Source organism: Mesorhizobium sp. L48C026A00 (assembly GCF_000502375.1).
In the GTDB taxonomy this organism is placed as follows: Bacteria; Pseudomonadota; Alphaproteobacteria; order Rhizobiales; family Rhizobiaceae; genus Mesorhizobium; species Mesorhizobium muleiense.
Genome location: NZ_AYWU01000002.1, coordinates 210,800 through 237,602, shown reverse-complemented (window position 1 = coordinate 237,602; position 26,803 = coordinate 210,800). Strand labels below are relative to the sequence as shown.

26 protein-coding genes are annotated in these 26,803 nt (G+C 62.6%); 13 read left to right on the top strand and 13 right to left on the bottom strand.

Translation table 11 applies throughout. From position 1 onward, the window contains the following. Positions 1-103: 103 nt before the first annotated feature. On the bottom strand, positions 104-745 hold the full coding sequence (locus X738_RS48255) for a DNA-3-methyladenine glycosylase family protein (protein WP_023797249.1): 642 nt from the start codon (positions 743-745) through the stop codon (positions 104-106). Positions 746-836: 91 nt separating this feature from the next. Between X738_RS48255 and gluQRS the strand changes: the two genes are divergently transcribed. Next, complete coding sequence (gene gluQRS, locus X738_RS48250) at positions 837-1,712, top strand: tRNA glutamyl-Q(34) synthetase GluQRS (RefSeq protein ID WP_023797248.1); 876 nt, start codon at positions 837-839, stop codon at positions 1,710-1,712. A 429-nt stretch (positions 1,713-2,141) separates the two neighbouring features. Next, positions 2,142-3,017: a DMT family transporter gene (locus X738_RS48245; protein WP_023797247.1), complete on the top strand. Its 876-nt coding sequence runs from the start codon at positions 2,142-2,144 to the stop codon at positions 3,015-3,017. A gap of 50 nt (positions 3,018-3,067) precedes the next feature. Here X738_RS48245 and X738_RS48240 read toward each other — a convergent pair whose 3' ends face one another. Continuing rightward, positions 3,068-3,919 carry a YihY/virulence factor BrkB family protein gene (locus X738_RS48240; RefSeq protein ID WP_031254136.1) on the bottom strand — a complete coding sequence of 284 codons (852 nt, stop codon included), beginning with the start codon at positions 3,917-3,919 and terminating at the stop codon, positions 3,068-3,070. A gap of 57 nt (positions 3,920-3,976) precedes the next feature. Between X738_RS48240 and X738_RS48235 the strand changes: the two genes are divergently transcribed. From X738_RS48235 to X738_RS84515, 8 genes are all read left to right on the top strand, one after another. Further along, positions 3,977-4,843 carry an SDR family oxidoreductase gene (locus X738_RS48235; RefSeq protein WP_084833607.1) on the top strand — a complete coding sequence of 289 codons (867 nt, stop codon included), beginning with the start codon at positions 3,977-3,979 and terminating at the stop codon, positions 4,841-4,843. A gap of 24 nt (positions 4,844-4,867) precedes the next feature. Then, positions 4,868-5,059 (top strand): twin transmembrane helix small protein, encoded by a 192-nt coding sequence (locus X738_RS48230; RefSeq protein WP_023797244.1) that lies wholly within the window; start codon positions 4,868-4,870, stop codon positions 5,057-5,059. 28 nt (positions 5,060-5,087) lie between these two features. Then, entirely contained in the window at positions 5,088-5,669 is a 582-nt protein-coding gene (locus X738_RS48225; protein WP_023797243.1) for a cob(I)yrinic acid a,c-diamide adenosyltransferase, read from the top strand. Positions 5,670-5,694: 25 nt separating this feature from the next. Further along, positions 5,695-6,498, top strand: a complete 804-nt coding sequence (locus tag X738_RS48220) for a rhomboid family intramembrane serine protease (RefSeq protein ID WP_023797242.1) — start codon at positions 5,695-5,697, stop codon at positions 6,496-6,498. A gap of 333 nt (positions 6,499-6,831) precedes the next feature. Next, entirely contained in the window at positions 6,832-7,581 is a 750-nt protein-coding gene (locus X738_RS48215; protein WP_023797241.1) for an electron transfer flavoprotein subunit beta/FixA family protein, read from the top strand. A 20-nt stretch (positions 7,582-7,601) separates the two neighbouring features. Further along, positions 7,602-8,531 (top strand): electron transfer flavoprotein subunit alpha/FixB family protein, encoded by a 930-nt coding sequence (locus X738_RS48210; protein WP_023797240.1) that lies wholly within the window; start codon positions 7,602-7,604, stop codon positions 8,529-8,531. A gap of 117 nt (positions 8,532-8,648) precedes the next feature. Further along, on the top strand, positions 8,649-9,527 hold the full coding sequence (locus X738_RS48205; RefSeq protein WP_023797239.1) for a 3-hydroxybutyryl-CoA dehydrogenase: 879 nt from the start codon (positions 8,649-8,651) through the stop codon (positions 9,525-9,527). A 266-nt stretch (positions 9,528-9,793) separates the two neighbouring features. Beyond that, positions 9,794-10,096, top strand: coding sequence for a hypothetical protein (locus tag X738_RS84515; protein WP_023797238.1), 303 nt, complete (start codon positions 9,794-9,796; stop codon positions 10,094-10,096). A 48-nt stretch (positions 10,097-10,144) separates the two neighbouring features. On the opposite strand, the gene X738_RS80695 is transcribed toward X738_RS84515, so the two are convergent. The 7 genes from X738_RS80695 to X738_RS48175 all read right to left on the bottom strand — a co-directional run bounded on the left by X738_RS80695 (position 10,145) and on the right by X738_RS48175 (position 18,488). Continuing rightward, positions 10,145-10,639 carry a hypothetical protein gene (locus tag X738_RS80695; protein WP_023797237.1) on the bottom strand — a complete coding sequence of 165 codons (495 nt, stop codon included), beginning with the start codon at positions 10,637-10,639 and terminating at the stop codon, positions 10,145-10,147. A gap of 61 nt (positions 10,640-10,700) precedes the next feature. Continuing rightward, the gene (locus X738_RS48200; RefSeq protein ID WP_306454930.1) at positions 10,701-11,726 is read right to left on the bottom strand and encodes a hypothetical protein; all 1,026 of its coding nucleotides are present in this window, start codon (positions 11,724-11,726) and stop codon (positions 10,701-10,703) included. A gap of 225 nt (positions 11,727-11,951) precedes the next feature. Continuing rightward, a complete protein-coding gene (locus X738_RS48195; RefSeq protein ID WP_023797235.1) occupies positions 11,952-12,734 on the bottom strand; it encodes a TfuA-like protein in 783 nt (260 codons plus the stop codon). Position 12,735: 1 nt separating this feature from the next. Continuing rightward, on the bottom strand, positions 12,736-13,950 hold the full coding sequence (locus X738_RS48190) for a YcaO-like family protein (RefSeq protein ID WP_023797234.1): 1,215 nt from the start codon (positions 13,948-13,950) through the stop codon (positions 12,736-12,738). Further along, positions 13,947-17,015 carry an AAA family ATPase gene (locus tag X738_RS48185; RefSeq protein WP_023797233.1) on the bottom strand — a complete coding sequence of 1,023 codons (3,069 nt, stop codon included), beginning with the start codon at positions 17,013-17,015 and terminating at the stop codon, positions 13,947-13,949. The genes X738_RS48190 and X738_RS48185 overlap by 4 nt, the downstream gene beginning before the upstream one ends. Before the next feature lie 263 nt (positions 17,016-17,278). Further along, on the bottom strand, positions 17,279-17,917 hold the full coding sequence (locus X738_RS48180; RefSeq protein WP_023797232.1) for an NrsF family protein: 639 nt from the start codon (positions 17,915-17,917) through the stop codon (positions 17,279-17,281). A 1-nt stretch (position 17,918) separates the two neighbouring features. Beyond that, on the bottom strand, positions 17,919-18,488 hold the full coding sequence (locus X738_RS48175; protein WP_023797231.1) for a sigma-70 family RNA polymerase sigma factor: 570 nt from the start codon (positions 18,486-18,488) through the stop codon (positions 17,919-17,921). 206 nt (positions 18,489-18,694) lie between these two features. Between X738_RS48175 and X738_RS48170 the strand changes: the two genes are divergently transcribed. The 3 genes from X738_RS48170 (at position 18,695) to X738_RS48160 (ending at position 22,543) form a co-directional block, all read left to right on the top strand. Further along, positions 18,695-19,702, top strand: a complete 1,008-nt coding sequence (locus X738_RS48170; protein ID WP_023797230.1) for an iron ABC transporter substrate-binding protein — start codon at positions 18,695-18,697, stop codon at positions 19,700-19,702. 175 nt (positions 19,703-19,877) lie between these two features. Continuing rightward, a complete protein-coding gene (locus X738_RS48165; RefSeq protein WP_023797229.1) occupies positions 19,878-21,464 on the top strand; it encodes an ABC transporter permease in 1,587 nt (528 codons plus the stop codon). Next, a complete protein-coding gene (locus tag X738_RS48160; RefSeq protein ID WP_023797228.1) occupies positions 21,461-22,543 on the top strand; it encodes an ABC transporter ATP-binding protein in 1,083 nt (360 codons plus the stop codon). The genes X738_RS48165 and X738_RS48160 overlap by 4 nt, the downstream gene beginning before the upstream one ends. A 39-nt stretch (positions 22,544-22,582) precedes the next feature. Here the strand turns inward: X738_RS48160 and X738_RS48155 are convergent, their stop codons facing one another. The 4 genes from X738_RS48155 to ugpB all read right to left on the bottom strand — a co-directional run bounded on the left by X738_RS48155 (position 22,583) and on the right by ugpB (position 26,794). Then, complete coding sequence (locus X738_RS48155) at positions 22,583-23,650, bottom strand: sn-glycerol-3-phosphate import ATP-binding protein UgpC (protein ID WP_023797227.1); 1,068 nt, start codon at positions 23,648-23,650, stop codon at positions 22,583-22,585. A 7-nt stretch (positions 23,651-23,657) separates the two neighbouring features. Continuing rightward, the gene (gene ugpE / locus X738_RS48150; RefSeq protein WP_023797226.1) at positions 23,658-24,506 is read right to left on the bottom strand and encodes a sn-glycerol-3-phosphate ABC transporter permease UgpE; all 849 of its coding nucleotides are present in this window, start codon (positions 24,504-24,506) and stop codon (positions 23,658-23,660) included. An 8-nt stretch (positions 24,507-24,514) separates the two neighbouring features. Next, positions 24,515-25,399, bottom strand: a complete 885-nt coding sequence (ugpA, locus tag X738_RS48145; protein WP_023797225.1) for a sn-glycerol-3-phosphate ABC transporter permease UgpA — start codon at positions 25,397-25,399, stop codon at positions 24,515-24,517. Positions 25,400-25,483: 84 nt separating this feature from the next. Then, complete coding sequence (ugpB, locus tag X738_RS48140; protein WP_023797224.1) at positions 25,484-26,794, bottom strand: sn-glycerol-3-phosphate ABC transporter substrate-binding protein UgpB; 1,311 nt, start codon at positions 26,792-26,794, stop codon at positions 25,484-25,486. Positions 26,795-26,803 lie beyond the last annotated feature (9 nt).

Sequence of the window (26,803 nt, the reverse complement as noted above, 5' to 3'; positions counted from 1 at the left end):
CTGTCGGCGCGGATACTGTAAGCCCGACATGACAGGGATGTGAAGCGGCTTGTCGATCAATCGCAGCGCTAAAAATGCATGATTTTCATGCTTTCTTACGGATTCAGCCAGGCGGCGCGGCGTCCCTGCCCCGGGTTTCACGATAATACGCCCAAAAAAGCCGTGATGCGACACCGCGCCACGGGCTCCATGATTCGGCGAGCTTGATCAGCGTTTTCTCGGGCGGGCGCGGGTCGATGCCGAGCGCGTGGCCGACCGCGCTCTGCAGGGCAACGTCGCGTGCCGGGAAGACGTCGGGGTGGCCGGCGGCGAACAGAAGATAGACTTCCGCCGTCCACGGACCGATGCCTGACACCTTGGTCATCGCCGCGATCGCCTCCGCGGCGTCGAGCAAACAGAGATGATCGAGGTCGAGCCCATCGACCACCGCCTGGGCGACGGCGATCAGCCCGCGCTGTTTCGGCCGCGACAGTCCGGCTTCGCGAAAGATGGCTTCGTCAGCGGCAAGGATGGCTTGCGGCGTCAGCGGATCGACGAGTTTTGTCAGCCGCCCGAAGATCGCGTCGGCGCTGGCGCGGGATACCTGCTGCGAGACGATGATCGAGGCAAGGCTTCTGAACCCCGGCTCAGACAGCCGAAGCGGCACCTCGCCGGCCATGCCGCGCACCTTTTCCAGGCGCGGGTCGAGCAGGCAGAGTGCGTCGAGCCCTTGCGAGACGTCGTCGAGCGTGGCGATGCGTTGCATGTCTGCTTGTTCCCGGCCCAAAGTGGCAGATGTAATCAGGCGCAAAGTAGCAACTGGCGAAAGCGCCGCACAACCCGATTGCCGCCGAACGATGACACTCCTGACATTCCGTTTCGCGCCGAGCCCGAATGGCGAACTGCATCTCGGCCATGCCTATTCGGCGCTGCTCAATCAAAAGTTGGCCAGCGCAACCGGCGGGCGGCTGTTGCTGCGCATCGAGGACATCGATACGACGCGCTGCACACCGGAATTCGAGGCCGGTATTTTTCGCGACCTGGAATGGCTCGGGCTTGGCTGGGAACAACCGGTGCGCCGCCAGTCCGAGCATTTTTCGGACTATCAGGCGGTGCTCGATCGGCTGATCAGCGAGGAACTCGTCTACCCGGCCTTCATGAGCCGTGGCGAAATCCGCGCCTTCATTGCCGACCGCGAAAGGCGCGGCCGCGACTGGCCGCGCGACCCGGACGGGGTGCCGCTCTATCCCGCCGTCGACAAGGCGCTGACTATGAAGGAACGCCAGCAACGGATGGCCGAGAATGTGCCCTTCGCCTGGCGGCTCGACGTCGATGCTGCGGTGGCGCGCGTCGGCACGGGTCTGTCATGGCTGGAATTTTCCGATGAAAGCCTTTCCGCGACACGCACGATAGAAGCCCGGCCGCAGGACTGGGGCGACGTGATCGTGGCGCGCCGTGAAATCCCGACAAGCTATCATCTCGCCGTCGTCGTCGACGACGCGCTGCAAGGCGTCAGCCATGTGGTGCGCGGCCAGGACCTCTATTCCGCCACCGGCGTGCAGCGCCTGCTCCAGGAACTCCTCGGCCTGCCGCAATCAGGCTACTTCCACCATCGGCTGGTCCTGGGCCCGGACGGACGAAAGCTGTCGAAGAGTTTTGCCGATACCGGCCTTGCCGCCTTGCGCGAGGCCGGCACATCACCGGAAGACGTCCGGCGGTTGGTTGGGATTTAGTCCCAGACACGGTCGTTTTTGACAGGGCAGCGACCGGCAGCGAACGGCTCAAAATAAAAGCGCTCTGTAGCGATCCTTCGCGCCCCCCTCTGTCCTGCCGGACATCTCCCCCACTTGGGGGGAGATCGGACTTCATCACTGATTTCGCCAACCACCAACCGTGCAAAAAAGGACGCTGTCCGCGAAGCTGCCGATCTCCCCCCTTGTGGGGGAGATGTCCGGCAGGACAGAGGGGGGCGCGAAGGATCACGACAGATGAGCATTTATCCGAGTGGAACTGGATCATGTTTTGATCCTCCCTGATCCAGGGCGCATCCTTCAATTCGGATGAGCCTATGGATCAACCGTTTGGTTTTGCTAGCAGGGTTGAACCGCATTACAGCAGTCCCGTACAAAACCCCTCACCGAGCACGCGGCAGCCTTTCAAAAATGCGCAGCATCAAGCGGTTCATCCCCGCCTCCTTTGTCGTCCTGTGGGCGACCGGCTTCATCGGCGCGCGTTATGCCATGCCGTGGGCCGAGCCTTTCACCTTCCTGGCCGCTCGTTTCGTGCTGGCCGCCGTGCTGTTGGCCGCCTTGATGGCAGCACTCGGCTCCAGGCGAGCGACGCGCAAGGAGGCGTTTCACGCGACCGGCGCCGGCATCCTGATGCATGGCGTCTATCTCGGCGGCGTGTTCTGGGCCATCCACAGGGGCATGCCGGCCGGGTTATCGGCCTTGATCGTCGGGCTGCAGCCGCTGATCACCGCAGTGATGGCCGGCCGGTTTCTCGGCGAGGCGATCCTGCCGCGCCATTGGGCCGGCCTCACTGTCGGACTTGCCGGCGTGGTCATCGTGCTTTGGCCGAAGCTCGGAACGCTCGGCGGCGGCGTGACGGCCGAGACGCTGGCCGCCTCGCTTGTCTCGGTGCTTGGCATGAGCGCCGGCACGATCTGGCAGAAGCGCTTCGCCTCCGGCGGCGATCTCGTGGCGGCCACCACTTGGCAATATGTCGGCGGTGCATCGGTGATGGCTTTGGCCTCGCTCGCTTTCGAGACGCGAACCGTCATCGTCAATGGCGAGTTGATCTTCGCCATGGGATGGCTGGTGCTGGTGCTGTCGATCGGCGCCATCTTCCTGTTGATGGTAATGATCCGCGACGGCGAGATGTCGAAAGTCGCTTCGCTGTTCTATCTGGTCCCGGCCGTCACCGCGGTCATCGCCTGGCTGTTGTTCGGCGAACAGTTGAACCTGGTCCAGATCGTCGGCATGGCGATCGCGACGCTCGGCGTCGGGCTGGCAACCGCTCAGTCGACCAAAGCATGACCCCAAAAAGTGGGAACCGGTTTCGGAAAAGATCATGCTCAAAACAAGAATCAGCCAACGCGCGCGCGTGCCTCCAGATAGCGGCTGATCGCGGCATTGAGTTCACCGCCGAGAATGAAGATCGCCGAGACCATATAGAGGAAGACGACCGCGACCATGATCGAGGCAAGGCCGGCATAGGTCGTCACATAGGACGAGAAACGGTCGAGATAGGCGGCGAAGATGGTCGACCCGATAAGCCAGGCAATCAGCGTGAAGATGATGCCCGGTATGATCGAGACGAAGCGGCGCTTGCCGGCAGGCAGCCAGTAATGCACCGCGAACAGCCCGCCGACGATGACGACCGAGGCGATGATGTAACGCCACAGCGTGATCGTTCCCATATAGGGTTTTACCCATTCGAAATTGGCCTCGGCCAGCCGCGCCAGCAACGGCGCAAACACCAGAAGCACGCTGATCGCCAGAAAACCTGCCGTGGCGATCAGCACGAAGGCGATGCTCTGTACCCGGCGGTATATGATGCCGCGCGTTTCGGAAACGCGGTAGGCGCGGTTGAGCGAGGTGCGCAGCGCCTCGATGCCGTTCGAGGCGAAGAAGGCGGCAAGCAGCACGCCATAGGTCAACAGGTCGGTGCGTTGCACGGTGAGCACGTTGAGCACCTCGCGCGCGATCGGCTCGGCGATCTGCTCGGGCCAGGTGTCGAAGACGATATGCACGGCGGTGTCGGCAAAAGCCTGTGCGCCGAGGAAGCTGGCCAGCGTCGTGGCGAAAATCAGAAAAGGGAATAGCGCCATCAGCGCCGTGATCGCCAGATGACTGGCCATTGCCCAGCCATCGTCTGCATCGAAATGGCCGAACGCGTCATAGAGCACGCGCTTGAGGGCTACGATCTTCCGCAACAAGAACCGCGTTCCCTTCGATTGTCTCGACGCCGCGAATATGGGAAGGGATTGCGGCAAATGGCAAGCCTAGGTCAAAGCACGCTTCCTCCTGGAGAAGAGTTGCGCACCATCATCGTCACCGGAGCTTCTTCCGGGATAGGCGCCTATTGCACCCGGGCGCTGAAGGCGGAAGGCTGGCGGGTGTTCGCGACGGCACGCAAGCCGGAGGACATCGCCGCCCTCGAGGCCGACGGCATCGAGGCTTTCTATCTGGATTATTGCGAACCGGGATCCATCGAGACGCTGGTGGCGTCGGTGCTGGAGCGGACCGGCGGACGGCTCGATGCCCTGTTCAACAACGGCGCCTACGCCCAGCCCGGCGCCGTCGAGGACCTGCCGGTCGCGGCGCTCAGGGAGCAATTCGAGGCGAATGTCTTCGGCTGGCATGACCTCACCCGCCGTGTCGTGCCGGTGATGCGGCGCCAGGGCCATGGCCGTCTTGTCCACTGCTCCTCGATCCTCGGCCTGGCGCCGCTGCCCTTTCGCGGCGCCTATTCGGCGTCGAAGCACGCGATCGAAGGGCTGATGCTGTGCATGCATCAGGAACTCAAGGGCAGCGGCATCCATGTCTCGCTGATCGAGCCGGGGCCGGTGACATCGAAGATCGCCAGCAACGGCCTTGTGTGGTTTCTCAGGAATATCGACCGTGAGAATTCCGTGCACCGCCTCGCTTACGAGGCGCAGCTGCAACGGCTGCAGGCCGGCGGCAGCACGTCACGGCTGAAGCCCGGGCCGGAGGTGGTTCATGCGGCCTTGCGCCATGCGCTTCTGTCGCGGCGCCCGCGTCCGCATTATGTGGTAACGGTGCCGGCCAGGATCGGCGTTATCCTCAAACGCATCCTGCCGGCACCAATGCTCTACCGCCTGCTTGCCAAACGCGCCTGAACGCAATCGACTGGAAAACACACTATGGCAACCGTCTTCAACATCCTCGCTGTTCTCGTCATGGTCGCCGTGGTGATCGTGCTGATCCGCGGCCTTATCAATATGATGCGCGGCGGCTCCGGCATGACCTCCAACAAGCTGATGCAGACGCGCGTGCTGCTGCAGTTCGTGGCATTGGTGCTGATCATGCTGGCGGTGTATTTCACCCGCAAGTGACGAGGGTGGCGATTTCGGGAGGCAGAGCGTGGTCAAGCTCAACAAGATCTACACCCGCACCGGCGACGACGGCACCACCGGCCTCGGCACCGGTGAACGGCGGCTGAAATCCGATCTGCGCATCGACGCCTATGGCACGATCGACGAAGCCAATGCCTGCATCGGCATGGCCCGCATCCACACCGCAGCAACATATCCGGCGATCGACGCTATGCTCGGCCGCATCCAGAACGACCTTTTCGACCTCGGCGCCGATCTGGCGGTGCCGGATGACGGCAAGCCGCTCGGCTATGAGCCGCTGCGCATCACCGCTGTGCAGACCGACCGCGTCGAAAAGGACATCGACCTGCTCAACAAGGATTTGCAGCCGCTCAAATCCTTCGTGCTCAACGGCGGCACCCCGGCGGCGGCGGCCCTTCACCTTGCCCGCACGGTGGCGCGGCGGGCCGAGCGCATCATGGTGGCTTTGGCGCAAAACCCAGGCGAGCATCTCAACCGCGAGGCGATAAGATACATCAACCGCGTATCGGACTTTCTGTTCGTCGCCGCACGCGCGGTCAATGACAATGGAAACGCCGACGTGCTATGGATTCCCGGCAAGAACCGCTGAATCTGCCGAGACGGGAGGGGGTCCGATGTTCATCCCGCTTTATGACACCAACCGGCTGCGCCACATCAAGCAGCAATATGTCACGATCGGCCTGATCGCGTTCAACACGCTCATCTACTTCGCCACCGCGCTTGGCGGCGAGCAATTCACCAACGCCGCGGTGCTGGGGCTCGGCTTCATCCCGTCGGTGGTCCACGACAGCGCCGAACTGGCTCCGCAGTTTGTGGTCATCCCGGAGAGCCTGAGCTACGTCACCTATTCCTTCCTGCATGCCGATATTTTCCATCTCGGCGGCAACATGCTGTTCCTGTGGGTGTTCGGCGACAATGTCGAGGACGCGCTCGGTCATATCCGCTTTCTCGCCTTCTACCTGCTGTGCGCCATCGCCGGCGCCTTCTTCCAGGGCCTGATCGCGTGGGACTCGCAGGTTCCGCTGATCGGCGCCTCAGGCGCCATTGCCGGCGTGGTCGCTGCCTATCTGATCCTCTATCCCAGGGTGAAGGTATGGGTGCTGGCCTTCGCCCGCATTCCGCTGCGCATCCCGGCCTTCATCCCGCTCATCCTGTGGATCCTGTTCCAGATCGTGATGTTCGCCGCCGGTGGCGAGGATCAGATTTCCTGGGCCTGCCATGTCGGCGGCATCATCGCCGGGGCCGTGCTGGTGCTCATCTTGCGCAACCGCGCCGTACCGCTGCTTGCCGGTGCGGACGAAGAGGCAGTGGTGGTCGCCGGCCAAATGCCTGTTGCCGCAGAGCCGGCGCCAAGCGAGCCGCTGCCGGCGCAGCCGGCGCCGCGCTGGGGACGGGCAAGCGCCTCCAGTCCGGACTGAACCGATTTGAGTGCGTCGCGGATGATTTGGGCGCGCCCCGGATATTGACGTGCGGGGTCGCCGCAACTACGGAAGCGTTCCCACACCAATGCATGTCGCGCAAAACTGTGCAGCGGTTTTGCGATAACGGCATGCATGGAACACACAACCTGAAGCGCGTCGCGTGAGGTCGGCCAAATGCGACGCGCTTTAGACGGTCGGAGACCAGAATTCCGTCCGGAATGTCGGCTTTCGACAACTCTGAAGAGGCGCACGCTGCTATAGCGCGCCGATTATCTTGAAAAAGGTGACTATCTTGAAAGAGGTGGCTATCGTGAAAGAGGTGACAGGCAAATGAAGATCCTTGTGCCCGTGAAGCGGGTTGTGGATGCGAATGTGAAGGTTCGTGTGAAGGCTGACGGTTCGGCGGTGGAACTCGCCAACGTCAAGATGGCGATGAACCCGTTCGACGAGATCGCGGTCGAAGAGGCGATCCGGCTGAAGGAGGCCGGCAAGGCGGAGGAGATCATCGTTGTCTCGATCGGGCCGCAGCAGGCGCAGGAGACCTTGCGCACCGCGCTCGCCATGGGCGCCGACCGCGCCATCCTGGTCAAGACCGACGAGCAGACCGAGCCGCTGGGTGTCGCCAAGGTGCTGAAGGGCGTGGTCGAGGCGGAAAAGCCCGGTCTCGTCATTCTCGGCAAGCAGGCGATCGACGACGATTCGAACCAGACCGGCCAGATGCTGGCCGCACTTCTGGGCTGGGCGCAAGGCACTTTTGCCTCCAAGGTCGTTATCGATGGCGACAAGGCCAAGGTGACGCGTGAGGTCGATGGCGGCCTGCAGACGGTGGAGCTGAAGATGCCGGCGATTGTCACCGCGGATCTTCGCCTCAACCAGCCGCGGTATGCCTCGCTGCCCAACATCATGAAGGCCAAGAAGAAGCCGCTCGACGAGAAATCTCCCGCCGATTACGGCGCCGACGTCAAGCCGCGGCTGAAGGTAATCAAGACCGAGGAGCCGGGCGGCCGCAAGGCGGGCGTCAAGGTCAAGAGCGTCGCCGAACTGGTAGACAAGCTCAAGAACGAAGCCGGCGTGCTGTAGGGCTGGGAGGGACAAAAAAGATGACAATTCTTCTGATTGCCGAACACGACAATGCGACGCTTTCCGACCAGACCGCCAAGGCGCTTTCGGCGGCACTGCAGATCGGCTCCGACGTGCATGTGCTGGTCGCCGGCAACGGCGCCAAGCCGGCAGCGGACGCCGCCGCCAAGCTCAAGGGCGTGAGCAAGGTGCTGCTCGCCGAAGCCGACGAACTCACCGAGCGTCTCGCCGAACCGCTGGCGGCGCTCGTCATCGGCATGGCCGATGCCTATGACACGATCGTCGCGCCGGCGACCTCCTCGGGCAAGAATGTCGCGCCGCGCGTGGCAGCCCTGCTCGATGTCGCGCAGGTGTCGGAGATCATCGAGATTGTCTCGCCCGACACCTTCAAGCGGCCGATCTATGCCGGCAACGCCATCCAGACGGTGCAGTCGAGCGACGCCAAGAAGGTGATCACCGTGCGCACCGCCTCCTTCCAGGCTGCACCCGAGGGCGGTTCAGCCCCGGTCGAGACGGTTCAAGCAGCAGTCAATCCCGGCCTGTCGAGCTTCGTCGAGAACAAACTTTCCGAGACCGACCGTCCGGAGCTGACTTCGGCCAGGATCATCATCTCGGGCGGCCGCGCGCTGGGCTCCTCGGAGAAGTTCCAGGAAGTCATCCTGCCGATCGCCGACAAGCTCGGCGCCGCCGTCGGCGCCTCTCGTGCCGCAGTCGATGCCGGCTATGCGCCGAACGACTGGCAGGTCGGCCAGACCGGCAAGGTGGTCGCACCCGATCTCTACATCGCCGTCGGCATCTCCGGCGCCATCCAGCATCTTGCCGGCATGAAGGATTCGAAGGTCATCGTCGCCATCAACAAGGATGAAGAAGCGCCGATCTTCCAGGTTGCCGACTACGGCCTCGTCGGCGACCTTTTCGTCATTCTGCCGGAACTGCAAAAGGCGCTTTGACGCCTTCTGCCAAAGCGTATTAAATTGTGAAGGGCGGGGTAGACGAAGTCGCCCCGCCCTTTTAGTTTGCACCGCACAAAAAGCAGGCCGCAAAGGCCATTTGACGGGATCGGTGTAATGAACAAGATCGAGACGATCGGCATCATCGGGGCGGGCCAGATGGGCGGCGGCATCGCCCATGTGTCCGCGCTGGCGGGCTACAAGGTGCTGGTTTACGACATCTCGCCCGAGCGCATCGAAAAGGGCATCGCCACGATCAGCGGCAACATGGCCCGCCAGGTCGGCTCCGGCAAGCTCGAGGAAAAGCTGCGCAACGAGGCGATGGCGCGCATTTCGTCAGCACCGACCATGGCCGACCTTGCCGGTGCCGATCTGGTGATCGAGGCAGCGACCGAGGACGAGACGGTCAAGCGCAAGATCTACGCCCAGCTCTGCCCGCAGCTCAATCCGGAAGCCATCCTGGCGACGAACACCTCATCGATCTCGATCACGCGTCTCGCCGCGCAGACCGACAGGCCGGAGCGTTTCATCGGCATCCATTTCATGAATCCGGTTCCAGTGATGAAGCTGGTCGAACTGGTGCGCGGCATCGCCACCGAGGACCAGACCTTCGAAGCGGCAAAGGCCTATGTGAATCATCTCGAGAAGACGATCACCGTCTCGGAGGATTTTCCGGCCTTCATCGTCAATCGCATCCTGCTGCCGATGATCAACGAGGCGATCTACACGCTCTATGAAGGGGTCGGCTCGGTCGACGCGATCGACACCGCCATGCGGCTCGGCGCCAACCATCCGATGGGACCGCTGCAGCTTGCCGATTTCATCGGCCTCGACACCTGCCTGTCGATCATGCAGGTGCTGCATGACGGCCTGTCGGACTCGAAATACCGGCCCTGCCCGCTGCTGGTCAAATATGTCGAGGCCGGCTGGCTCGGCCGCAAGACCGGACGCGGCTTCTACGACTATCGCGGCGAGCATCCCGTTCCGACGCGCTGACCGGCGATACGAGCCAGCGGACATCGCGCGCGGCCGCGCTGAGTGAAGACCATGCGGCTGTTCTGTCGACAGCTTGGTGGCCGCGGATCGAAGACCGGCCGATCCTTGCCCGTTTGCTTTGCTCGCCGACCGCCGAAGCCCGATCGATTTGGCTCAAACCAGCTCGGCAGGGCGTTTCACGTCGACGTTGACTTTACAACTGGTCGAAGTGGCTGCACTCTGGTAATGTATTGTAGCTGGAGCAATATTTGCGCGGGGAGGAACCCATGGCGGCGTTAGTAAATTTCACAGCAGTTCAATCTAGGAAGTATTTGCGAATCACTGACAAATTCCCCACCGTTTCACACTCGGATGGTGGTTTGGTGGAGATTGGCGCTGTTTTTCCTTTCAAGGTTGAGACTTACGATGGAGAAACAGGCACAGTAAAAGTCGAGGTGAGTAGGGACGGAACAAATTTCGTTTCTCATGACGACGAAATGCAAGTCGTTCACGAAGAGTTATACCCGATTGACGATAGCAAGCTTCCAGTACCGCCTCCAGAAACGAAGACGCAACAGTCGCCAACCTAACGCCAATTGCTGTACGCACAGTTGCACGTTTTGCGACGAATGCTAGCCTTAACTTCCACCTCCCTGGTTCAGCCGACCGCCTCGATGTGCCAGCGCCATATTGTTTCCGTAGGTATTGGGACTGCGGTTTCCGGGAAGATTAGCATTCAAGACGATCTCTTCCGCAAAGTCTTTACTTGCGGCTAGTTCCATTATTGGGGTCTTTTTTGTGATCTGCCACATCTTATATCCCAGGTTTTCAAAACCGCATCCTTTTGCGTTGGGCTCCTCCACTCCTGGGCGGAATACGAGTAGCTTTGGCTTGTCATAGCGATAGCATTGGCCCTCGAACGCATATCCGTAGACGGCCGCAATTGCCATGATGTCAGGATCCTGTGGATCGTCTGATCCGATCGGCACAACGGCCAGGCGGATGAAGTGTCGTTCAAACGGAAGATTGGCCATCTTGGTAGGTGCGAGGTTCAACGTGACCCCGTAAAGTGTAATCTGATCTGGCCAATACCTATTTGCATCGGGCGCATATGGAATATCTTCAGACGACATAATGCTTCTCCTTACGATCGGCCGTCGCGGCCTTAATCCATCATCCGGCATGCGCTTCTCCTCACAAGATCTCGCGCCAGGCGAAGTTGTCGATGACGCTCCGGGCAAAGCGCTTCGCGCGGCCGCTCTCGGCCGCCACAATCATCATCTCCGCCGCCCAGCGATAGTCGAGGGTTTCCGGCTCAAGCCCTTCCCATGATCGGACCAGGATCTCGCCGACGAAATCCCGGGCCTCTTCTAGCGCCGACTTCAGGATAAAATGCCGGCTATCGTTTCCGCCGAGCGAAGCCGAAAGCTGCTCCTCAAGTTCCTTTTCCGAAAGTTCGCTCCTGAGGTCTCGGAAATCGCGCGGATCGAGATCGGAAAGCCCGCGCTCGAAAAGCAGCACCTGATAGATCTCGACCAGGATGTCGAACAGTGCGCCAGCGAAGGGTTTGGAGAGGTCGTGCACCTCGGCGCTGACGTCGCTCATCCGCAGCGAATGGCTGAACAAGCGCACCTGCTTTTCATCGGAAAGCTCGCCAAAGCGGTCAAGCTCGTTTGCGATCAGCAAATTGCCGCGCGTCCGGCGCAGCAGCAGATCGAGGGCCGTATCGAAGTGCAGGAGGCCGATCAGTGCGATGAAGTCGGCGACGGCCTCATGATAGGCGAAGTATTCGTGCGGCGGGTCGACTCGGGGTGCCCCCATAACGCCAAAAATAATCAGATGGCCAGTCTCGTGCGCAAGGGCGTCAAAGTTTAGCGCGAAGGGCTGCGGCTCGCCGCGCGCCTCGTCCTCTCCCATCTCCAGAAAACCATAGCCCGACTGCGCATTGTCCCACCGGAGCCTCGGCACAATCTCGAGGCGGTCATAGGTCGGTTCGAAAAACCAGGGAATCTCACGCCCGAGATAACTCTCGCAGATGTCGAGCACGCGCCGGATGCAGGCGTAGGCATGCGCAGCCTCGAATTCCGGCGTACCGATCGGAATACTGTCGAAGTGACCATCCGGACCCGCTTCCGCAGGCGGTCTAAGGGCGCCGGCATAGGGAGGTAGGTAAGGGAACTGATAGGGTTGCTTCTCGACCAGCGGGTCGATCACGTACATCCGGCGGTCGGCCGGCCCCGGGCCGATCCGGTTGGGCGGAGTGGAGATCCAAATCGTCTCCGGGCGCTCATAGCCAGGGATAAAAGGAGGTTGCGGGAAAATGAGAAATCGGGTCCCAAGGCGCCAAACGGGAACCCGCTCGCCAAACTGCAATTGCCCGGTAGCATCCATGCCGCCGCTCCCACCTCTCCGCTACACGGATGGCCGAAGTCATTCTTAAGTCATTCAGGTGTTGTCTGCAAGAATTGTTGGAATATCGTCGCCCCAGAGCCCTGCCGCGTCGAGGTCGTACGCCCATGCCTCGGTCAGTTGGAAGGGTGGAGTGTCCGGGCGCTTGCTAAACAGTTCCGGATAATCCGCGAGTTTCGACAATAATCCCGTCGCGTCCTCACGCTTGCGGTCGATCGCCCCCGACGGGAGCCAGTCGGCCAGGCGGTCGACAGCGCCGTTTAACCGCCCAGATAAGGTGGACCGTGCATCGGCGAGCAGGCGGGGGTAGCTGCGATTTACAAAATGCGTGTCGCGCGCCAAAGCTTCGAGCGTGTGCCTTTCCTCGGCCGTCACTATTCCGGCGCGCATCGCGCGACGCAAGGTGAGACGAATATTGATGAGGGCTTCGCTCAGCGGAGCTGCGCCTAGCTCGGGAGGGCACATCGCCACTGCAACTTCATCGTCGTCCGCGAGGAGCGTCAGCGAGTACCATCGATAGATGAAACCGTGGCCCTGCATCCCTACCGCCGCAAGCTCGGCTGCTCGCAGGGCACCCATGCTCGCCGCCCCGAATATCGGGATTCCCTTCGCAAGCGCCCACAGGATCTCCTTGTGACGCACGGCCGGCACTTTTCCGAACGAGCCGTCGATTAAGACGATCGCTCTCGGCAGATATGTTCGCACCGCACGCACGACCGAACCCTGCTCAGCGGGTGGCAGATAGGTGGCCTCGAGAACCGCTGCGGCTTCAGCACGCGGCAGCGTCGGTCCGAGGAAGACAATCAGAGAGGCCGCCATCCTATACTCCGGTGACGTCTCTGAGCGGGGGGACGACGAGGCGCACCACCTCGACGTCCGGATCCCTGCCGCCGTAGAGAGGTACGACCAGCGCAGCCTGTCCTCCGGCATCCCTAAGCGCATCGAGCACGTAACGGAGCGCGGCGGCCGCAGAGCCGGGTCCGTCGCGCTCATCGGTAAGCACGTGCGTTTCGCTTGCGGACAGGAATGCATGTCGGCGCGCATCGAGATCTTCGCGGTCGTAGCGCTCCGGGTAGGACGCACGCGTTATGTCCTCGCGGGCGCCCGCAAGCGCGGTCACCCGCGCCTGTGCCGCCTCCATAAGGGCTCTCACCAGGGCGCGGTCGTGGGTGAAATCGCAAGCAAAACCTTCACCCGGCATCGGCGCAATCTCCCGATGGCTCTGCGTCTCGATAACCTCGCATCGGAAGACGGGCAAGCCGTGATCGCCCGGGACCAGCCAGATGCCGGCAGCAAGGTCCGCGGCGCTGAGGCGGGCGATCGTCCTCGACGAAAGCGGTCCGCTGGCGTTGGCCGGATCGATGCGAATCTCCGGATAGGAACGCGGATATCGTCGTGCGCCTGCTACGTTCGCCCGTTCCAGGATTTCGAGCGCCCCATGTATGATCGCTGCAAGCAAGGTTGGACCAGCGGCAAGTCCCCGCGTCGATCGCGGAAAAGCGACAGGGTGCGGGGAGGGAAGCGTGTAGATCGTATCGACCAACGCGACGGGCACCGGCAGCACGCGTTTCGAGATCAGATCGTAGCCGTCCGTCCAGCCGAGCCTGAGCTGATCCCAGCCGGCGTCGAAACCATGAACGCGGCAGCCGGCGTAGAGATTGCGTATCTCGTCGCCCAAGTCCCGCGCGCTCGCGACCGTAATGCGCTCCACGGCAATCCTTTCCGCCGCCCAGCACTCCAGCGCTTCCATCATAGCGGATGCGGCCGCTTCCATGAGGTTCTCGCCCTTGCCCTGGGAGACCGCGTTGGAAAGCGACAGCGGCCGCACCACTTGAGCGACCACGACGCCGGCACTATCCAGCCGGGTCAGCGATCCGATCCGCGTTATTCCGAAGCGTCGCCGCGCAGAGAAGAACGCCCGGACGAGCGCTTCGGTAGCTCTAGGCTCCCGGCCTCGGAAGTCGCTGCAGGCGCCAAGTTCGCGCTCGAAGCGTTCGGCTAGCTCGGCGACGGGTGCCACATGTGTCCCGTTCATGTACCAGGGGACCGGTCGGCGTGCCGGTCTGGGGGCAGGCCTCGAAGTCCGAGCCGCTTTAGATCGAGGCGCACCCGCGAAACGAGCGCCGCGGCGCGCTGTTCCGTCGCGGCTTCGAGCGCGCGACTGAGGTCCAGCGCGACCGCCTCTTCCGTCTCATGACGGGCACCGCCAAGAAGTGCCCGCTGCCGCAGCAGTTCCGCCAGCCAGTACACTTGGCCGCTCCGAGTCGAGGCAGCGATTGCGTTGTCCAGGATAGACAAGGATTCGTCGTTGCGTCCAGCACGCGCGAACAGCTGCGCGCGCATGCCTTCATAGACCGGCACGCCCTCGGGGGTGGCGATCTCATGTTGGCGCGCCAGGCCGGCTTCGAATTCCACCAGTCCACTCGCCGGGTCCCCGCTCAGGCCTCGCGCCCAGGCGCGAAAGAGCACCGCCTTGGCGAGCACGCCCGGCGCGGCTCCCGCGAGTTCGCCGATCCTGTCCGCCACCGCGATCACGCCCGCATGATCGTTCCGATAATGTTTCAGCTCGATCTCGAACTCCAACGCATGAAGTACGCTGTTCAGATGGTTGATGTGCTTGGCCCACTGCTTCGCCGCATCAATGCTTTCCGACGATCCGGCGTCGTCGCCCATGAACCAGAGAGAGAAGGCCCGTTCGCCCAAGCCGCAGACCTTCGCGTCGTGGCCGCCGTAGCGACCGCGGCTGAATCGTGCGCGGTTCTCGTCGTAAAGCTTGAGTCCGTCCTCGACGCATTTCAGGCAGTGCGAGTGGAGCCCGGCATCTTCGTTCGTCGCCCACGCGCAATGGAGCGACTGGAGCCGGACCTCCGGATCGGCCGAGTCCTTGAGGTCGCGCAGGAGGATGTCCGATCTCACGCGCTGCGTCTCGTAGTCGGGAGCGGTAAACCACCAACCCCAGTAAAGCGGGAACCATTCTGCACGATCCCGATCCTTAATCGCGGCGCACAGTGATACCCCGCACTCATAGATCGCACGCGCTTGCTTGCTGCCTCTACCGAAAAGAGCCGCAACGACCGGCCCGCGAACTGTGAGGAGGCGAAGCAGTTGCTCATTCGACTCGGCATTCCTGCCGGCCTGAGCGAGTTGTTTCTCAGCGAAATCCAGCAGGTTTTCTGCTTCCTGCATTGCTGACCGAACATCGCAAGCCTCTGCCGCCTGAATAGCATGGCGCGCCGCCTGCAAAGGCTGTCCGGCCTGCCCGAAATGCCACGCCATCGTCTCGTCGGAGAGCGGCGGAGCAGCGCCAGATTGAATGAGATTTACAACGCTTGTGTGGATTTCCTGCCGCTCGGATTTCAGGAGGCTCTCGTAGGCCGCTTCCTGGATCAGCACGTGGCGGAAGCGAATCTCCATACCGCCAGACTTCCGACGGATAATCCCGGCTTGGACAAGACCTTCAATTGCTTCGTCCAAGGGTGTGGCAAGATACCCAAGTTCAAGCACACAAGCCAGCAGTTTCCGTCGGAACTGTCGCCCCAGGACGCTTGCGATTTGTGCGATACGTCTCAATGGCCCCAGGCTGGCGAGGCGGGCTGCGATAAGATCCCGGAGATCCAGAATGCTATCCGCACGAAGCAACGCCTCCAATCTAGCCCGATCGGGCAAGCCAGCGTTCGCTCGTTCGCGGATCCAAAGCGCCAGCTGTTCGGCAAACAGGGGCACGCCATCGCTCTTCTCGTAGATAAAGGCGACCAGTTCATCTGGTGGCGAATCCTCCCAGATCGTGCTGATCAGCTCCGCGGTAGCTTGAGCAGTTAGGCCAGACAAGGCGACGGCAAGCACGTTTGGATCGCCGAAACCGTCCGGCGCGATGGCCTCGCGCGACGTTACTGCGGCAAGGATCGGCCGTGTTTCGATCCACCCACTCAGCTTGGCGACAAGTGCTTTGGTGAGCGTGTCTGCCCAGTGAACGTCCTCGATTATCAGGAGGAGCGGTCCAAGAGCGGACGGCGACGTCAGAAGTGACAGCATGGCCTCGACAACACGCGCCCTGATCTCCTCGTCCGAGAGATCGACCTGCCAGGCTTCGCCAGAACCCCCTTCCGTCTCGCCCGCGACAAGGAATGTGATTATCTCGGCATTCAACGGGCTAAGTTCCGAGCCATGTGACCGCAGGTAGCGCGTGACTGCATCCCGATCCAGGTCGGCGTTGCCGGTCGTTTCTGCGATTGCCTTTCTGAGAGGTTCCAGAAACGGGTGCAGCGGTTCCGAATTGCCGCGCGGCTGACATTGAAACACCAGGGTGCGCACACCCTTAGCGGCGAGATCACGGCGGAACTCGGCGATCAGCCGGGATTTTCCAATCCCCGGGTCGCCATGGAGAAGAATGAACTGGCCATTGCCGCTTGCAGCTCTAACCCAACGCCGGCCACACAATTCAAGCTCGTCTTCGCGACCGATTAGCGGCGCGGAAACGCGCCGGTACGCTGTGAAGCGGTCGAACTGCTGACGGCGAGTTATTGGCCGCCACAAAAGCACCGGTTCGTCAAATCCTTTCACGTGCCTTGGACCGATCTCCTCGAATTCGAACGCGCCCATGGTAAGCCGATAGGTGGATTCTGCGACAGCAACACTGTTCGGCGCTGCTTCGGACTGGATGCGCGCAGCCAGTGCCGGCGCGACGCCAATAAACTCGGTGGCGCCCGGAAGGTTCGTTTTCGAAGCGTCAGCGATGACGACCACACCTGTGGTGATGCCGACCCTTACCTTGAGGCTGGATTCGGACTGTCTCGCCAGTTTCTCGCACCACTCGACAATCTCGATTGCCGACGCAACCGCACATTCGGCGGCATCTTCCCTGGACTCGGGAAAGCCGAAATAGGCGCAGCCGCCGTCGCCTTGAACCCGCTCGAGGTAGCCATTGTAGTCGCTGATCAATGCAGCCGCTCCATTGTGGAGCGAACGTTGCATAGTGCCGAATTCTTCGGGGTCCAGCTGATTTAACAAAGTGGTCGAACCAACAATGTCATAGTACAGCGCGGTCACATGCCTGCGCTCACCTGCAAGCGACCCGGTCTGAACTCGTTCCCTGTTGGTCATAGGACGTCCTGCAACACGCCTGAGAGCGCCACGCGGCTTTCTCGGATGTTATCGAAGCTCCATCGCGAGCACTAAGGCTTAGAATAGTCCCATTGGCAACGGCATACTATGTTCCTGGCCTACCCGTCCGCTATCCATTCGCAACTCAGCCGTGATCATCAAGGCGGGCTTTCAGTTCACTGCAACGACAGGAATGGGTTGCCTTTAGCCTAACAGGAGCATCGGCTGGAGGAGCGCGCCCGGTCTCCGCTCGCGCGCCGTCGCTACCAGCGCACGAAAAGCCGCCCGCCGAGGGCGCCGAGCGCGGCGAGGATGGCAATCGCGATCGTGTACCAGGTGGCGACGAAAAGCGGCGAATCGTCGAAGCAGTGTGCGGCATAGAAGGTTGCCGCCAGCCCGCCGGCGAGCAGGCCCCCCACCGTTCCGGCAAGCACCGGCCGCGTCGGCGCGCCATAGCGCAGCACCGCCAGGAAGACGGCAAGCGGACCGATGCCGATCAGCGGAATGAAGGTCAGGCAGATAACCATGTTGCTTCCGACCAGCCGCCGGCCCCAGTCGGCCGCAGGTACCAAAAGGAATTCCAGCACTACGGCAATGACCACCAGCAGCGGTGCGGCAATCATCCAGGCCGCCGCCCTGCTCGTCGCTGCACCGGGAGTCGACAGGGCGCGGATCAAGGCGAAGGCGCTGACCGCCAGAGCCATCGTGAACACAAACTTGGCAACGAAACGCGTCGTATACATGGCGGTGGCGATGTCGGTGCGTGGGCCGATCGCCAGCCAGAAAACCACCGCCGCGATCAGCGTAGCCGCACCTGCGCCTATCCACCAGGCCGAGCCAAGCGGCATCGCCGTGCTGCGGACATCGGCGTCGAGCGCCTTGATGAGATCGTCGGTCCTCATGTTATTCCCGCTTGAATTGTTTGGCCCGCCCGAATTGTTTGGCCCCGAACCGTTTGGCAATGGCGGCGAGACCGCGATGCAGCGACACGCGCACCGCCGTCTCGCTGATGCCGAACTTCGCTGCCGTCTCGCCGATGGAACGGCCTTCGACCGACACCGACGAAACCACCGAACGCTGCGCCGGCGGCAGGCCCTCCAACGCCCGGTTGATGTCACGCCCGCTGACCGTTTCGGCCTCCGGTTCGGCGAAGGTCTCGGCGATCTCGTCGATCTCGATCTCGATGCGCCGCCCGCGCCGTCGAAAGGCATCGATCAGCTTGAAGCGCGCGATGGCGTAGACCCAGGGCAGCACAGGTAAATCCTGGCGCCAGGTATGCCGCTTCACATGAATGGCCAGCAAGGTTTCCTGCACGACATCCTCGGGATCGACCCCGCCCTGAACGATCTTGCGCCTGATGAAGCCGCGAACGAGGGCAGCCGTCCGGCGCAGAAAGTCGGCGTAAGCCCTTTCATCTCCCGCAATCGCGGCCCGCATCAGCCGGGAAAGCTCGGCCTCATCCTTGCCGGTCACAAGAGTTAACTCCCCAGTATTCGCGCCTCGGCCCGATTTGTTACGTGGCCGGCGAAATAATGTCCAAGCCAAAATATGGGAATATCACGACGGTTTCACCTCCGGCGGCCGATTGCGCAGCGCATCAATGTTGACTACACCGATCAGGAATTGATAGTGCAGTCATGCTAAATCAAAGACCATCGAGATCGAGCGGGATGACGTCCATGAAACATGCTCTTTCCGTGCTTGCCGGAGCCACAGCACTTGCAATCAGCCTGGTCGCCAGCCCGGTTATGGCCCAGGACAGCGGCATCGTCGTCTACAATGCCCAGCATGAGAGCCTGACCAATGCCTGGGTGGAAAGTTTCACCAAGGAAACCGGCATCAAGGTCACCGTTCGCCACGGCGGCGACAGCGATTTTTCCAACCAGATCGTTGCCGAAGGCGCCGCCTCGCCGGCCGACGTCTTCCTGACGGAAAACTCGCCCGCCATGGTGCTGGTCGAATCCGCCGGCCTGTTCGCGCCGGTCGACGCCGACACGCTGGCGCAGATTCCCAAGGAGTACCAGCCGGCCAGCGGCAAGTGGGTGGGCATCGCCGCGCGCGCCACCGTCTTTGCTTACAGCAAGACCAGACTGACCGGCGAGCAGTTGCCCAAGTCGCTGCTTGAACTCGCCGATCCGAGCTGGAAGGGACGCTGGGCCGCTTCGCCCTCCGGCGCCGATTTCCAGGCGATCGTCAGCGCGCTTTTGCAGCTCAAAGGCGAGGCCGCAACGGCCGACTGGCTGAAGGCGATGAAGGAGAATTTTACCGCCTACAAAGGCAACAGCACGGTGATGAAGGCGGTCAATGCCGGCGAGGTCGATGGCGGCGTGATCTATCACTATTATTACTACGGCGACCAGGCCAAGACCGGCGAGAACAGCAAGAATATCGGTCTCCACTATTTCAAGAACCAGGATCCGGGCGCGTTCGTCTCGGTTTCCGGCGGTGGCGTGCTGGCCTCGAGCAAGCACCCGAAGGAAGCCCAGGCCTTCCTGAAATGGGTGACCGGCAAGGCTGGTCAGGACGTGCTGAAGACCGGCAATTCCTTCGAATACGCGGTCGGCAAGGGTGCGGAGTCCAATTCGGCGCTGGTGCCGCTGGCCGATCTGCAGGCGCCGAAGGTCGATGCGACGACGCTGAACTCCAGGAAGGTGACCGACCTGATGACGGCAGCCGGCTTGCTTTAGTTCGCGTTCGTCCTAAAACGGCAGCCGACTGCGCTCCTGCGGGAATTCGCTTCCGCAGGAGCGCTCTGTTTTTCGAGGTGGCATTCGTCCATGACGACAAGCTGCATTTTTGGCCGTGTTTGCGGCTCTGCGATCGTTTCCGCCACCGGGCGGCAACGGCTCGGCGTCTGAGCTGATGCAGCCTGCGGCCGACCTTGCACGTTCAGGCTTGCCGACCGGCGTGGCGGCTGGGCAATGGAGGCGCCGGCGGCCGATATCCTGGATTTCGCTCGCCGCCATCCTGGTCTCACTGTTCTCGCTGCTGCCGCTCGCCTTCATCATCTGGATTGCCGTGCAGACCGGCTGGGACACCGTATCGGCACTGGTCTTCCGGCCACGTGTCGGCGAGCTCCTGGTCAACACCCTGCTTTTGGTGGTGCTGGCGGTGCCGATCTGCATTGTGCTCTCGGTGGCGCTGGCCTGGCTGACCGAACGCAGCAGCCTTCCCGGTGCACGCCTGTGGGCCTGGCTGTCGGTGGCGCCGCTCGCCATCCCCGCCTTCGTCCACAGCTACGCCTGGATCACCCTGGTGCCGGGACTGCACGGGCTGTGGGCCGGCGTCCTGGTTTCAGTCGTCGCCTATTTCCCGTTCCTCTATCTGCCGGTGGCGGCAGCCTTGCGCCGGCTCGATCCTGCTCTCGAAGACGCCGCGGCAGCCGTCGGCCTCGGGCCATGGCGCGTGTTCCGGCGGGTCGTGCTGCCGCAGCTCAGGCTCGCCATCTGCGGCGGCTCGCTGCTGGTCGGCCTGCATCTCCTGGCCGAGTACGGCCTCTACGTTTTCATCCGCTTCGATACCTTCACCACGGCGATCGTCGACCAGTTCCAGTCGACCTTCAACGGCCCCGCCGCCAACATGCTGGCTGCGGTGCTGGTGACATGCTGTTTCGTGCTGCTCGGGATCGAAGTGCTGGTGCGCGGCGAGGAGCGCTATGCCCGCGTCGGCTCGGGCGCCGCGCGGCAGCAGCAACGCACAAGGCTCGGCCGCGCCACCATCCCGTGCTTGGCTCTGCCCGTTGTCACCGCGCTGCTGGCGCTCGGCGTGCCGTTCGTCACCATCGGCCGCTGGCTTGTGGCCGGCGGCGCCGATGTCTGGCGCCTCGATGATATCGGCCTGGCGCTCGGCCAGACCCTGTTCCTGGCGCTCGCCGGCGCCCTGCTCGCCACTATCGCCGCCATGCCGATGGCTTGGATTTCGATCCGGGCACCGGGGCCGCTGCAGCGCCTTCTGGAGGGCTGCAACTACATCGTCGGATCGCTGCCCGGCGTCGTCGTGGCGCTGGCGCTGGTCACCATCACGGTGCGCATCGCCCTGCCGCTCTATCAGACCCTGTTCACGATCCTCGTAGCCTATGCGCTGATGTTCCTGCCGCGCGCCCTGATCAGCCTGCGAGCATCGATCGCGCAGGCACCGGTCGAGCTCGAGCGCGCCGCCGCCAGTCTCGGCCGGCCACCGCTCAGGGCGCTGTGGTCGACGACGATCCGCGTGTCGGCGCCGGGTGCCGCGGCGGGCATGGCGCTGGTGGCGCTCGGCATCATGAATGAATTGACCGCCACCCAGATGCTGGCGCCCAACGGCACCCGCACGCTGGCGATGGCGTTCTGGGCCCACAGCGGCGAGATCGACTATGCGTCCGCCGCACCTTACGCGCTCATCATGGTGGCGATGTCGCTGCCGCTGACCTGGCTGCTCTACGTCCAGTCGAAGCGGATGGCCGGGCGATGAGCTTCCTCGAACTCACCGATGTGCACAAGCACTACGGCCCGGTGGCCGCACTGGCCGGCGTCGACCTCAGCGTGGCCAGCGGCAGCCGCACGGCGATCGTCGGGCCGTCCGGCTGCGGCAAGACGACCTTGCTGCGGTTGATCGCCGGTTTTGAGGCGCCGGACCAGGGTCGCATCGTGCTCGACGGCGAGGTGCTGGCCAATGGCGGCGCTGCCGTGCCGGCATATCGGCGCGGCATCGGCGTGGTGGCGCAGGACGGCGCCCTGTTCCCGCATCTGAGCATCGCCGCCAATATCGGTTTCGGCATGCGGCATCACCAGGACAAGCGCAGCGAGCGTATCGCCGAGCTCGCCTATATCGTCGGGCTCGACAAGGCGATCCTGAAACGGCGGCCGCACGAGCTCTCAGGCGGCCAGCAGCAGCGTGTGGCGCTGGCCCGCGCCATGGCCATGAAGCCGCGGCTGATGCTGCTCGACGAACCGTTCTCGGCGCTCGACACCGGCCTGCGCGCCTCGATGCGCAAGGCGGTGGCCGAGCTTCTGGAGGCCGCCGGCATCACCACGATCCTGGTCACGCACGACCAGCCCGAGGCGCTGTCCTTTGCCAGCCAGGTCGCGGTGATGCGCGACGGCAAATTCTCGCAGGTCGGCACGCCGCGCGAGCTTTATCTCAAGCCGAAGGACCGGATGGTCGCCGAATTCCTCGGCGACGCCATCATCCTGCCGGCCAGGATCGCGGACGGCTTCGCCAACTCGCCGCTCGGCCGCATCGCCGTCGACAGCACCGAGCGGCGCGATCTCGTCCGCATCATGCTGCGGCCGGAACAGGTGCTGTTGAAACGGACATCGCGCGAAGGCATGTCGGGCACGCCGGACATGCTGTTCGGCGAAGTGACGGAATCCGAATTCGCCGGCTCGATGTGCACCATCGCGGTGCGGCTCTTGAACAGTCCCGATCCGCCGGACGCAGCCGCGATCGGCAACACGCCACTGGTCCTGCGCAAGCCAGGCATGGACACACCGGTGGTTGGCGAGATCGTCCGACTGACGGTGTCGGGCAAGGCGCATGTGTTTGCCTGAACGCTCGGGTAGCGCGCCGATCAGGCCGACAGGCCGGCTTCAATCGACCCGCTTGCCGGCCTGATCGAACCAGTGCAGCTTTTCGGCAATGGCCACGACACGCAACTGGTCGCCGGGCTTTGCGGTGGCGCGCCCTGAGACGCGCACGATGATACGGCTGCCGGCTGCGGCGCAGTGAAGAAAGCTTTCGGCCCCGACCGGCTCGACCGCTTCGACTGCCGCCGGCAGGACGAGCGCACCGGGCAGCGCCTCCGCATTGAAGGTGACGTCGGTATCTTCAGGGCGAAACCCCAGCGTCACAGCTTGTGTTCCGGGAGCCGCAAAGCCGATCGCGGTTCCGTCAGCCAGCATCGGGCCTGAGGAACTTCCGGTCAGCGCCAGGAGGTTCATCGGCGGCGCGCCGATGAAGGAAGCGACGAAGATCGACGCCGGCTTTTCGTAGATGTCGAGCGGCGCGCCCGTTTGCTCGACCAGCCCGGCGTTCATGACAACGAGGATGTCGGCCAGCGTCATCGCCTCGAGCTGGTCGTGGGTGACATAGACCGAGGTGACGCCGAGCGTGCGCTGCAAGTTCTTGATCTCGACCCGCATCTGCCCGCGCAATTTGGCATCGAGATTGCTGAGCGGCTCGTCGAACAGGAAGACTTTCGGATTGCGCACGATGGCACGGCCCATGGCGACACGCTGGCGCTGGCCGCCGGAAAGCTCGCGCGGCCGGCGGTCGAGCAGCGCCGAAAGCTCCAGCACCTTGGCGGTCGAACGCACCCTGCTGTCGATCTCGTCCTTCGGCGTGCCGCGATTGCGCAGGCCATAGGCCATGTTGTCATAGACTTTCATATGCGGGTAAAGCGCGTAGTTCTGGAACACCATGGCGATGTCGCGCTCGGTCGGGCCGATGGCGTTGACCACCTTGCCGTCGATGGCGACTGTGCCGGCGGAAATGGTCTCCAAACCGGCGATCATCCTCAGCAGCGTGGACTTGCCGCAACCGGAGGGGCCGACCAGCACGCAAAGCTCCTTGTCGGGAATGGCGATGGAGACCCCCTTCACGGCTTCGACGCCGCTGGGATAGACCTTCTTCACGTCCTTCAAATCGACGGTCGCCATCAGCTTCTCACTTTTCGGATTCGACCAGGCCGCGCACGAACCAGCGTTGCATCAGCACCACCACCAGGATCGGCGGCACGATGGCCAGCATCGCGGTGACCATGACCAGGTGCCATTCGGTATCGGCATCGGCGAAGGAAACCATCTTTCTCAACGCGATGACGATGGTGTTCATGTCGTTGCTGTTGGTGACCAGCAGCGGCCAAAGATACTGCGTCCAGCCGTAGATGAAGAGGATCACGAACAGCGCCGCGATGTTGGTGCGCGACAATGGCAACAGGATATCGAAGAAGAAGCGCCATGGCCCGGCGCCGTCGACGCGCGCCGCCTCGACCAATTCGCCCGGTATGGTCATGAAGAACTGGCGGAACAGCAGCGTCGCGGTGGCCGAGGCGATCAGCGGGATGATCAGGCCGGCATAGGTGTCGATCATGCCGAGATCGACCATCACCTTGTAGGTCGGCAGGATGCGCACCTCGACCGGAAGCATCAAGGTGATGAAGATCAGCCAGAAGAAGGTCATGCGCAGGGGAAAGCGGAAGAAAACGATCGCATAGGCCGACAAAATCGAGATGCAGATCTTTCCCACCGCAACACCGAGCGCCATGATCGTGGTGTTGAGGAGCAGTTGGCCGACGCTGACACCGCCGATGCGGCCAATGCCGCCGAACAGCGCCTCGCTGTAGTTGTTCCAGAGCTGGCCGCCGGGCAAGAGCGGCAGCGGCGGCCTGAGGATGGTTTGCAGCGTGTGCGTCGAGGCAACGAACGTGTAGTAGATCGGGAAAGCCACGATCAATATGCCGAGGATCAGCACGGCATGGGCGATGAAAGTGCGGAGCGGGGACTGGCCGATCATCGCTGCCCTCAACCGTAGTGGACTTTGCGTTCCACGTAGCGGAACTGGATGGCGGTGAGCGCAATGACGATCGCCATCAGGATGACCGACTGCGCCGCCGAGTCGCCCAGGATCAGATTGACGAAGCCGTCATTGTAGACCTTGTAGACCAGCGTCTCGGTCGCCTTGCCCGGCCCGCCGCCGGTGACGGCATGAACGATGCCGAACGTGTCGAACAGGGCATAGACGGTGTTGACGACCAGCAGGAAAAAGGTGGTCGGCGCGAGCAGCGGGAAGACGATGGTCCAGAAGCGCTTGGTCTCCCCGGCGCCGTCCATGGCCGCCGCCTCGATCAGCGTTTTCGGCACTGCCTGCAGACCGGCTACGAAGAACAGGAAATTGTAGCTGATCTGCTTCCAGGCAGCCGCCGACACAAGCAGGATCATGGCGTGGGTTCCGTTGAGCAGCGGATCCCATGCGATGCCGAGGCTTCTCAGCAAATACGCCAACGAGCCGATCGAAGGATTGAACAGAAACAGCCACAGCATGCCGGCAATCGCCGGCGCCACGGCATAAGGCCATATCAACAGCGTGCGGTAGAGGCCTTTGCCGCGCACCGCCTTCTCGGCCATGACCGCAAGCAAAAGGGCCACGCACATCGCGACGATCGCGGTCGCAAGCGAGAACACCACGGTGACCTTGATCGAATTGAGGTAGGCCGGATCGGCCAGCACCTTGCGGAAATTGGCAAACCAGACGAACCTGGTCCTCAGCCCGAACGGATCCTGTCTGAGCATCGACTGGTAAAGCGCCTGACCGGCCGGCCAGTAGAAGAAAACCAGTGTTATGGCGAGTTGCGGCGCCACCAGAAGGAAGGGCAGGATCTTGTTGGGAAAGACGACGCGTGGAGACAGGCTGATTTCCTTCGCTATCTCGGGAGACGCCCACGCGAGCTCGCGTGGGCGATATTCAAACCGACACCAACCGAGATAATCTCGTCAGTTCTCCAGCGCTTCCTTGATTGCGGCGTTGCCGCGCGCGACCGCGTTGTCGAGCGCCTGCTGAGCGGTTTGCTGGCCGGCCAGCATCTTCTCGAACTCCTCGTTCTGGATATCGCGCACTTGCGGCAGGTTCGGCAGGCGCACGCCCTTCGAGTTGTCGGTCGGCGCCTTGCCCGTCATCTGCTGGATGGGTGTCTCACGGCCGGGGTTCTTGTCATAGAAGCCCGATTTCTTGGTCGCCTCGTAGGCAGCGAGCGTCACCGGCAGGTATCCCGACTTCTGGTGCAGATATTCCTGCACATCGGTCTTGGACAGGTAGGCGAAGAATGCCGCAACGCCCTTGTATTGCTCGTCCGACTTGGCGCCGAACACCCACAGGCTGGCGCCGCCCGGCGTGGTGTTCTGCGGTGCGCCCTTGGCGTCGCTGTCGTAGGGAAGCTGGCCGATGCCATAGTTCATGCCGGACTTGACGATGTCGCCGAGGCCGCCCGACGATTCGGTGAAGATGCCGCATTCGCCGGCGAGGAAGATCTGCTTGGCTTCGGAGGTACGCCCACCATATTTGAATGTGCCGTCCTTGGCGAGGTCTGCGAGCGCCTGGAAGTGGTTGACGAAAATCGGCGCGTTGATCTTGAGTTCGACATCACCGCCGGCCAGACCGTTCTGCTGGGTCGCCCACGACACATCATTCCACGCCGCGAAATTCTCCAGATGGATCCAGGTCAGCCAGGTCGAGGTATAGCCACAAGGGGCGGCGCCGCTCGTCTTGATCTTCTTGGCGGCTTCCCACACCTCATTCCAGGTCTTGGGTGGATTGTTCACGTCGAGGCCGGCCTTCTGGAAGATATCCTTGTTGTAGTAGAGGATCGGCGAGGAGGAGTTGTAGGGGAAGGACAGCATGGTGCCGTCCGGCTTCGAATAATAGCCGACGATACCGGGCAGATACTGGCTCTTGTCGAAGGTCATACCGGCACCGGTCATCACCTCGGCAACCGGCTTGATCGCACCCTCGGCCGCCATCATCACGCCGGTGCCGACGTCGAACACCTGGAGGATATCGGGCGCCTGGCCAGCGCGGAAGGCGGCGATGCCGGCGTTCAGCGTCTCCGGATAGGTGCCCTTGAACACCGGAACCAGTTCATAGTCGCTCTGGCTGGCGTTGAAATCCTTGGAGATCTTGCCGACGACCTCGGCGTTGGCGCCGGTCATGGCGTGCCACCAGCTGATCTGCGTGACGGCGAAGGCGGAGGTGGTGGAAAGCAGGGTCAAGGTGGCGGCGACACCGGCCGCGAAGCCGAAGAACTTCATGTTTCATCT

Excerpts from the sequence above, each read along its gene's own strand:
- X738_RS48165 (WP_023797229.1), top strand. The coding sequence starts at position 19,878 with ATGCAGCCTGCGGCCGACCTTGCACGTTCAGGCTTGCCGACCGGCGTG.
- X738_RS48230 (WP_023797244.1), top strand. The coding sequence starts at position 4,868 with ATGGCAACCGTCTTCAACATCCTCGCTGTTCTCGTCATGGTCGCCGTG.
- X738_RS48155 (WP_023797227.1), bottom strand. The coding sequence starts at position 23,650 with ATGGCGACCGTCGATTTGAAGGACGTGAAGAAGGTCTATCCCAGCGGC.
- X738_RS48210 (WP_023797240.1), top strand. The coding sequence starts at position 7,602 with ATGACAATTCTTCTGATTGCCGAACACGACAATGCGACGCTTTCCGAC.
- X738_RS48185 (WP_023797233.1), bottom strand. The coding sequence starts at position 17,015 with ATGACCAACAGGGAACGAGTTCAGACCGGGTCGCTTGCAGGTGAGCGC.
- X738_RS48170 (WP_023797230.1), top strand. The coding sequence starts at position 18,695 with ATGAAACATGCTCTTTCCGTGCTTGCCGGAGCCACAGCACTTGCAATC.
- X738_RS48255 (WP_023797249.1), bottom strand. The coding sequence starts at position 745 with ATGCAACGCATCGCCACGCTCGACGACGTCTCGCAAGGGCTCGACGCA.
- ugpE (WP_023797226.1), bottom strand. The coding sequence starts at position 24,506 with ATGATCGGCCAGTCCCCGCTCCGCACTTTCATCGCCCATGCCGTGCTG.
- X738_RS48180 (WP_023797232.1), bottom strand. The coding sequence starts at position 17,917 with ATGAGGACCGACGATCTCATCAAGGCGCTCGACGCCGATGTCCGCAGC.
- X738_RS48215 (WP_023797241.1), top strand. The coding sequence starts at position 6,832 with ATGAAGATCCTTGTGCCCGTGAAGCGGGTTGTGGATGCGAATGTGAAG.
- gluQRS (WP_023797248.1), top strand. The coding sequence starts at position 837 with ATGACACTCCTGACATTCCGTTTCGCGCCGAGCCCGAATGGCGAACTG.
- X738_RS48195 (WP_023797235.1), bottom strand. The coding sequence starts at position 12,734 with ATGGCGGCCTCTCTGATTGTCTTCCTCGGACCGACGCTGCCGCGTGCT.
- X738_RS48235 (WP_084833607.1), top strand. The coding sequence starts at position 3,977 with ATGGCAAGCCTAGGTCAAAGCACGCTTCCTCCTGGAGAAGAGTTGCGC.
- X738_RS48220 (WP_023797242.1), top strand. The coding sequence starts at position 5,695 with ATGTTCATCCCGCTTTATGACACCAACCGGCTGCGCCACATCAAGCAG.
- X738_RS48200 (WP_306454930.1), bottom strand. The coding sequence starts at position 11,726 with ATGTACGTGATCGACCCGCTGGTCGAGAAGCAACCCTATCAGTTCCCT.
- X738_RS48245 (WP_023797247.1), top strand. The coding sequence starts at position 2,142 with ATGCGCAGCATCAAGCGGTTCATCCCCGCCTCCTTTGTCGTCCTGTGG.
- ugpB (WP_023797224.1), bottom strand. The coding sequence starts at position 26,794 with ATGAAGTTCTTCGGCTTCGCGGCCGGTGTCGCCGCCACCTTGACCCTG.
- X738_RS80695 (WP_023797237.1), bottom strand. The coding sequence starts at position 10,639 with ATGTCGTCTGAAGATATTCCATATGCGCCCGATGCAAATAGGTATTGG.
- X738_RS84515 (WP_023797238.1), top strand. The coding sequence starts at position 9,794 with ATGGCGGCGTTAGTAAATTTCACAGCAGTTCAATCTAGGAAGTATTTG.
- X738_RS48190 (WP_023797234.1), bottom strand. The coding sequence starts at position 13,950 with ATGAACGGGACACATGTGGCACCCGTCGCCGAGCTAGCCGAACGCTTC.
- X738_RS48205 (WP_023797239.1), top strand. The coding sequence starts at position 8,649 with ATGAACAAGATCGAGACGATCGGCATCATCGGGGCGGGCCAGATGGGC.
- X738_RS48160 (WP_023797228.1), top strand. The coding sequence starts at position 21,461 with ATGAGCTTCCTCGAACTCACCGATGTGCACAAGCACTACGGCCCGGTG.